The following is a 7,722-nucleotide window of genomic DNA, read 5'->3' as shown; positions in this document are numbered from 1 at the left end:
GCCGGGGCGGTCGGTGTGGAGGTGGGCTGGGGCAGCGCCGCCGCCTTCAACTTCAGGACCGGTGCCGGGTTTCCGCTGTGGGAGTGGCCGGGCTCCTCCTCCGCCTTGCCGGGTTCCTCCAGCTCGATCCAGCGGTCGATCTTGCCGTCGCCGTAGGTCTGGAGCGTTTTGAACACGAGCTGCTCCGCGTCCGGCAACTGCTTGACGGTGACGGAGACTTCGGCGTCCTCGCCGGTCGGCAGGGGGGCGCCCTTCACTGCGAAGCCGTCCGAAGTCGCCGTCAGGGTCCAGCTCTTGGGGCCGCTCACGTAGGTCACGTCGGCGGGGGCGATGCCCTTCGGGAGGACGACGCGGACTTCCTTGATGCCGGCCGTCGCCGACTCGGACTCTGCGGACCAGGTCAACTCCACGTTCTGGGCGAGGGCCTGGGGGTTGTCGGCGCTCACTTCTACGTGGGCGGCGGCGGATTGGGCGGTGAGGAGGATGAGGGTGGTGGCGGTGAGGGTGGTGAGGGTTTTCTTGAGCATGGTTCGTTGTCTCCAGGCAGGGGTGTAGCGCGGATCGGCTCAACGTCCGTCCGGGGAAGGTCAGTTGGGGTGGGCTGACTTGGCTGCTGGAGGGCCTCTTCGGACAACGACGTGCGCGAGTGTTACGCCACCGGCGCATCTAGGGAGGGTGATGATGCGGGGTGGGAAGACTTGTGCATTGGGGGAGGCGGGGGTGAATCCCGTTAGTGCCTTGAGAGCGGCGGTGCGGTTCCGTATGCCTTGGGCTAGCCGCCAGATGACGCGGTCCGCGCGTTGGAGCAGGGCCGCGACAAGCAGGGCGGCGAGGGCGTGGGCGGCGGTCATGGTCCAGGAAGTGTGCGCTTCTGGGGCGTGGTGGGAGTGTGCGCCCGTGTGATGGCTCGCTGCGAGCCACTGATGCAATCCGCCTTGTGCGAGGGCGCAGGCGAGTGTCATCACGGGCAACGAGCGGGGGCGGCGGGCGCCCAGCAGTCCGAGCACGAACAGCACACCCGCACCGACCAACACGCGCTGCCAGTGGGGAGGTTCGTCGGCGATGAGGTGGTGAGCGGTTGCCCCCAGGGCAGCGCCAACCGCAGCAAAAACACCGGCGCGAGCCACAGGCATAGGCGCGCCAGCGCCTCTTAGGGGCGCGGGGCTGTATCTATTTGCAGCTCCGCTGCGGGGCGCGACAAGCCACGACGAAGCCGCACTCGCCCCAGAACCCCAGCCCATTCCACTCATGGTCCGCCCATCATGAAGCACCAGCTCCCCGGACGGATACGAATCACCCCGTCATCCTGCTCAACCCACCCCCTCGAACACCCCCGCCAACCACTCCAACTGCAACGCGACATGAACCGCGTCCCCACCCTCATGCCCGTTGTACGCGTACGTATGAATTTCCCGCCGAGGCTGCGAACCCCCCACCTCCCCGTACCGATTGAACGCGGCGAACGCACCACTCGGCGGACACACCCGGTCCCGCAGCCCCGTCCCGAAGTGCGCATGGGCCCGAGCCCGCCGGGCGAACGAAACCCCCTCCACATAGGCCAGCGTCCGATACGCAGCCTCCTCGACGCCCCGATGCACGGCCAGATACGCGGCGATCTCCCCGTAGGGCCCCGCGTCGGTGAGATCCAACGCCCGCCGAACCCCGCACAACAACGGCGCGGTCACCAGCGCGGCGACAAGGTCGGGCACCAACCCGGCGACAGCCAGGGCGAGCCCCCCGCCCTGGCTGTTCCCGACGACGGCGACCCGGGACGCGTCGACGCCCGGCAACGTCCGCACCGCCTCGACGGCACGCACCGCGTCGGTGATGAGCCGCCGGTAGTGGTACTGGTACGGATCGAGCAGCCCCCGTACGACAACTCCCGGCCCCCCGGCGACAGTTGGCCCGAGGTCGAGGGTCCCGCCCCCGCCGCTCCCGTAGCTGTCCCCCTGGGCCCGGTTGTCCATGAGCAAGTGCGCGTACCCGGCGTTGACCCAGGTGAGCCGTTCGTGGGACAGCCCCCGCCCGCGCCCGTACCCGGCGTACTCGACGACGGTCGGCAGCGCGTCCGGCACTCCGGCGGGGCGGCTGTACCAGGCCCGGACGGGATGGCCGCCGAACCCGGGGAACGTGACGTCCCAGGTCTCCGTCAGCTTCAGCCCGTTGCTGACCGGCTCGGTCCGCACGCGCAACGGCACCTCGGCGGCGGCCTTGAGCGTCTCGTGCCAGAACGAGTCGAAGTCGGCGGGCTCGTCCAGGGGTGGCCGGAACGACTCCAGATCGATCAGGGGCAGATCGAACGTACCCACGGCGACACCTCGCAGGATTCGGTAACGGAATGGAAACTTGCGGAGCTGGGCAGGGTCGGACCTCCCTGTTCTACCCCTCTGGAGACGCTTCCAACGCACCATGCCTTCCTGAGGAATCTCCTGCATGACCCATTGACAGCGGTTTCTACGTGCCCATAAGTTGCCGCGAAGTTACCGGTAAGAGCTCGAAAGTTTCGGTTCCGCGTCCCTGCTCCGGGAGGCCCGAGCATGAGCACCTCCACCACGTCGGCGCCCCCGCCGGGCACCCAGGACCCGCCACCCCCGAAGTCCCCGGGTGGCCCGAAGTACCCGTCCGCGCGCCGCAGTTGGCGTCGGGCGTTGCGGCGCGACTGGCAGCTGTACTCGCTGGTGATCCTGCCGCTGCTGTTCTTCCTGGTCTTCCGCTATCTGCCGATGATCGGGAACGTCATCGCCTTCCGCCGGTTCGAGCCGGGCGGTTCGATCCTGGGCGAGCAGTGGGTGGGGCTGCGCTATGTGCGCATGTTCCTCAGCGATCCCACCTTCTGGCAGGTCTTCCGCAACACCCTGTGGCTGGGCCTGCTGACCCTCGTCTTCTGCTTCCCGATCCCGATCGTGCTGGCGCTGCTCCTCAACGAGGTCCGGCGCACCGCGCTGAAACGCTTTGTGCAATCGGTTTCGTATCTGCCGCACTTCCTGTCGATCGTGATCGTCGCCGGGATCACGATGCAGATGCTCGCCACCGACGGTCCGGTCAACCATCTCCTCGGCTGGTTCGGGCACGATCCGATCCGGTTCATCCAGGAACCCGAGTGGTTCCGGACGGTGTACGTCGGCTCCGAGATCTGGCAGACCGCCGGGTGGGGCACGATCCTCTACCTCGCCGCGCTGACCACCATCGACGACGACCTGTACGAGGCCGCCCGCATCGACGGCGCCAACCGCTGGCAGCAGATCTGGCACGTCACCCTGCCCGGTATCCGGCCCACCATGATCACGCTGCTGATCCTCAACATCGGCACGTTCATGGCCGTCGGCTTCGAGAAGATCCTGCTGCTCTACAACCCGCTGACCTATCCGACCGCCGACGTCGTCTCGACCTACCTCTACCGGGCCGGCGTCGAGTCCAACAGCTTCAGCTACGCGGCGGCGATCGGCCTGTTCGAGGCGGTCATCGGGCTCGTCCTCATCACCTCCGCGAACCAGCTCTCGCGCCGCACAGTGGGGACCAGCCTGTGGTGAGCAAGGTCAGGGTACGCACCTCGGTCAACCAGCCGACGCGCGGCTACCGCGTCTTCCAGGGCGTCAACGGCGTCGTCCTCACCGGCGTCGTCGTCCTGACGCTCTACCCGTTCCTCAACATCGTCGCCCGCTCCTTCAGCGGCGAGCGCGAGATCCGCTCGGGTCAAGTCACCCTGTGGCCCAAGGGGTTCGACCTCACGACGTACCGCACCGTCATCAACGACTCGGTGTTCTGGCGCAGTTACGGCAACACCGTCCTCTACACGGTCGTCGCCACCGCCGTCGCCATGATTCTGACGACCTGTTACGCCTACGTCCTGTCCAAGAAGAACCTCAAGGGGCGTGGACTCCTCGTCGGTGTCGCCGTGTTCACGATGTTCTTCTCCGGCGGCCTCATCCCGAACTACGTCCTCGTCACCAGCCTCGGCCTGAAGAACTCGGTGTGGGCCATCGCCCTGCCCAACGCGATCAGCGTCTTCAACCTGCTGGTGATGAAGGCGTTCTTCGAGTCCCTGCCGAGCGAGCTGGAGGAGGCCGCCCAGATCGACGGGCTCAGTACGTACGGCATCCTGCTGCGCGTCGTGCTGCCGCTGTCCAAGGCGGTCGTCGCGACGATGATCCTGTTCTACTCGGTGTCCTTCTGGAACTCCTGGTTCCAGGCGTTCCTCTATATGGACCGGACCGACCTCATGCCGGTCACCGTCTATCTGCGCAACCTCATCGCGGGCGCCACCGGGGCCTCCAACGCCGGCGCCACCACCGAGCAGGGCACGCAGGTCGCGGCGTCCATCCAGGCCGTGACGATCGTGCTCACCTCGCTGCCGATCCTGTGCGTGTACCCGTTCGTCCAGCGCTACTTCGTCTCGGGCGTGATGCTCGGCGCGGTCAAGGGCTGACCGCCCCCACCTCCCAAGGAGTACTCCGGTGCAGAAGAACTCCCGCCCCAACGCAGGCCAGTTGTCACGCCGTCAGATCCTGGCCGCCGCCGGGTTCATCGGCCTCGCCACCCTCACCGGCTGCGGCAGCGGCGACGACGGCGGCGACTCCAAGGACCTCTCGAAGAAGCGGAACGGCGCGATGGACGACTTCCGCGTCGGCCAGCAGTTCAAGGCCACCAAGCCGCTCTCCTTCGACGTCCTGCACAACGACAACCCGGCCTACCCGATGAAGACGAGCTGGCTGTTCTGGAAGGAGGTGGCCCGCCGCACCGGCGTCACCCTCAAGCCGATCTCGGTGCCGCTCAGCGACTACGAGAAGAAGCGCAGCCTCCTCATCGGCTCCGGCGACGCGCCCTTCCTGATCCCCAAGACCTACCACCCCTCCGAGGCCGCCTTCGTCTCCTCCGGCGCGATCCTCCCGGTCAGCGAGTACCTCCACCTGATGCCCAACTTCCAGGACAAGGTGAAGAGATGGAAGCTGGAGCCGGAACTCGACGCGATCCGCCAGTCCGACGGCAACTACTACCTGCTGCCCGGCCTCCACGAGAAGCTCAAGTCCGGCTACTCCATGGCGTTCCGCACGGACGTCCTCCAGAAGCACGGCCTCGCCCTGCCCACCACCTGGGACGAGGTCTACAACGTCCTCAAGGCCCTCAAGTCCGAATACCCCGACCGCTACCCCTTCTCCGACCGCTGGAACGTCAACACCCCATTCCCGCCCGGGGCGTTCTTCGGCTACCTCGGCCAGGCGTACGGCATTCAGGCCGGCTGGTCCTACGACAACCTCAGCTGGGACGCCGCGAAGAAGGAGTTCGTCTTCACCGGTGCCCGTGACGAGTTCCGGCAGATGGTCGAGTTCGTCGCGAAGCTGGTCTCCGAGAAGCTCATGGACCCCGAGAGCTTCACCCAGACCGACGACAACGCGCAGCAGAAGCTCCTCGCCGAGAAGTCCTTCGCGATCAGCGCCAACCCGCAGGTCCTGGTCCAGGAGTACCGCTACAACCTGAGCAAGCAGGTCAAGGGCGCCACCATCGAGATGGTCCCGGTGCCGCTGGGCCCCGCCGGGCCCGTCGTGCTCGGGGGCGGCCGTCTTGAGAACGGCCTCATGATCTCCAGCAAGGCCCTCAAGAGCGACGACTTCGTCGCCATGATGCAGTTCGTCGACTGGCTCTGGTACTCCGACGAGGGCCAGCGGTTCTGCAAGTGGGGCGTCCAGGGCACGACCTACACCTACAGCGGCGGCCAGTACAAGCTGGAGCCCGGCATCTCCCTCATGGGCTCGATCCCGGACGCTCCCAAGGACCTCCAGAAGGACTTCGGCTTCTTCAACGGCGTGTTCACGTACGGCGGCAGCTGGGCGCTGGTCTCCTCGAACTTCAGCCCCGACGAGAAGAAGTTCCAGGACGCGATGGCCCAGCGCAAGGAACTCCCCGTCGCCCCCGCCCACCCCCTCGAATCCTTCGAGCAGGAACAGGCCACCCTCTGGGACACCCCCCTCAAGGACCATGTCGGCCAGAACGTCCTCCAGTTCGCCCTCGGCAAGCGTCCGCTGTCCGAATGGGACTCCTACGTCTCGGAGTTGAAGTCCAAGAACATGGACCAGCTCGTCGCCCTGCACAACAAGGCGTACCAGCGCTACCAGAAGGAGCACGCGTGATCCGCGTCCCCGCCGAGCCGACCGGCCCCTTCTCCACCGCCTGGCGCCACTGCGTCGGCACCGGCCGGACCGAACTCGCCCTGCGCCGCGACTACGTCGACTCCCTGAAGCTGGTCCAGCGCGAGATCGGCTTCCGGTACATCCGGGGCCACGGCCTGTTCGGCGACAGCATGGGCGTCGTCCGCCCCTACGAACACCAGGGCACCCGGCGCCTCCACCACAACTTCACCTACGTCGACCAGATCATCGACTCCTACCTGGAGCTCGGCATCCGCCCCTTCCTTGAACTCGGCTTCATGCCCGAGGAGTTGGCCTCCGGCTCCCAGACGGTCTTCTGGTGGAAGGGCAACGTCACCCCGCCCCGCAACCACCAGGAGTGGGCCGGCCTGGTCCGCGCCACCCTGACCCACCTCATCGACCGCCACGGCCTCGACGAGGTCCGCACCTGGCCCATCGAGGTGTGGAACGAACCCAACCTCGACCTCTTCTGGGAGAACGCCGACGAGAAGGCGTACCACCAGCTGTACGAGGCGACAGCGCACGCCGTGAAGGAAGTCGACGCCTCCCTCCAGGTGGGCGGCCCCGCTATCTCGCCCGGCGCCGACGAATGGCTGCCCCGCTTCGCCGAGTTCGCCGACCGGAATGACGTCCCCCTCGACTTCGTCTCCCGGCACGCCTACACCTCCGGCCCCGCCCAGCGCGTCCCCTTCGCCTCGTACCAGACCCTCGAACCGGCCTCGGGACTCCTCGACCAGTTCGCCACCCCGCGCCGCCAGCTGGCCGGCACGCGGTACGCCGAACTCCCCGTCCACATCACCGAGTTCAACTCCTCCTACTGCCCCGACAACCCGATCCACGACACCGCGTTCAACGCCGCCTACCTGGCGCCGGTCCTCGCGGAGGGCGGCGAGCTGGCCGACTCCTTCTCGTACTGGACGTTCAGCGACATGTTCGAGGAGGCGGGCGTCCCGACGGCCCTGTTCCACGGCGGCTTCGGCCTGTTGACGCACCGTCAGGTCAAGAAGCCCACGTTCCACCTGTACGCGTTCATGGCCCGCCTGGGCGAGGACCTCCTGTCCAGGGGCGACCACCACCTGGTCACCCGGCACCGGGACGGCCGGGTGACCGCCCTGTGCTGGGCCCCGGTCGACCCCACGGGGCAGACGCCGGGCCCGGCTCACCACGAGGTCCACCTCTCGATCCCGCTCACCGGGGCAGAGGCGTTCGTACGCCGCTCCACGGTCGACGAGGACCACGGCAACGCGTACACGGCATGGCGCGAGATGGGCAGCCCACGCTCCCCGAAACAGGGCCAACTGGACATGCTGCACGAGGCGTCGGAGCCGGGCCGCACGCACTACCGCGTACGCCTGGAGGACGGCCGGGCAGACCTCAAGCTGACGCTGGCCCGCAACGAGATCACGCTCGTGGAGCTGGCGCCGGTGGTGGACGAGACCTCGGAGTGGTGGGACGAGAGGCGGCTGTTGGGGAGGGAGGTGGGATGAGCGCCAACAGTGCGATCACCTCTTTCGGTACGGGTCCCCTCTCCCGTACCGCCGTTCTCATCCACACCCTCCTCACCACCGAAGTCCTCCTC

At 67.3% G+C, this 7,722-nt stretch carries 6 protein-coding genes; 4 read left to right on the top strand and 2 right to left on the bottom strand.

Going from position 1 to position 7,722, the window contains the following annotated elements; genetic code table 11:
* Both AOK24_RS28420 and AOK24_RS28415 read right to left on the bottom strand, forming a co-directional pair.
* Positions 1-527 (bottom strand): DUF1775 domain-containing protein (locus AOK24_RS28420; protein ID WP_055722909.1); only part of this gene is annotated, 527 nt, incomplete at its 3' end.
* A 783-nt stretch (positions 528-1,310) separates the two neighbouring features.
* Complete coding sequence (locus AOK24_RS28415; protein WP_055722908.1) at positions 1,311-2,309, bottom strand: acetylxylan esterase; 999 nt, start codon at positions 2,307-2,309, stop codon at positions 1,311-1,313.
* A 228-nt stretch (positions 2,310-2,537) separates the two neighbouring features.
* Between AOK24_RS28415 and AOK24_RS28410 the strand changes: the two genes are divergently transcribed.
* The 4 genes from AOK24_RS28410 to AOK24_RS28395 are packed head-to-tail and all read left to right on the top strand — an operon-like array spanning position 2,538 to position 7,630.
* Complete coding sequence (locus AOK24_RS28410) at positions 2,538-3,530, top strand: ABC transporter permease (protein WP_055722907.1); 993 nt, start codon at positions 2,538-2,540, stop codon at positions 3,528-3,530.
* The gene (locus AOK24_RS28405) at positions 3,527-4,426 is read left to right on the top strand and encodes a carbohydrate ABC transporter permease (protein ID WP_055722911.1); all 900 of its coding nucleotides are present in this window, start codon (positions 3,527-3,529) and stop codon (positions 4,424-4,426) included. Before AOK24_RS28410 ends, AOK24_RS28405 begins: the two co-directional genes overlap by 4 nt.
* Positions 4,427-4,454: 28 nt before the next feature.
* Positions 4,455-6,125 (top strand): ABC transporter substrate-binding protein, encoded by a 1,671-nt coding sequence (locus AOK24_RS28400; protein ID WP_055722906.1) that lies wholly within the window; start codon positions 4,455-4,457, stop codon positions 6,123-6,125.
* Entirely contained in the window at positions 6,122-7,630 is a 1,509-nt protein-coding gene (locus tag AOK24_RS28395; RefSeq protein ID WP_079057036.1) for a GH39 family glycosyl hydrolase, read from the top strand. The genes AOK24_RS28400 and AOK24_RS28395 overlap by 4 nt, the downstream gene beginning before the upstream one ends.
* The last annotated feature ends 92 nt before the right edge of the window (positions 7,631-7,722 follow it).

The organism is Streptomyces niveiscabiei (assembly GCF_001419795.1).
In the GTDB taxonomy this organism is placed as follows: domain Bacteria; phylum Actinomycetota; class Actinomycetes; order Streptomycetales; family Streptomycetaceae; genus Streptomyces; species Streptomyces niveiscabiei.
Note: the sequence above shows the minus strand (reverse complement) of the source record. Positions and strands in the feature narration are given on the sequence as shown.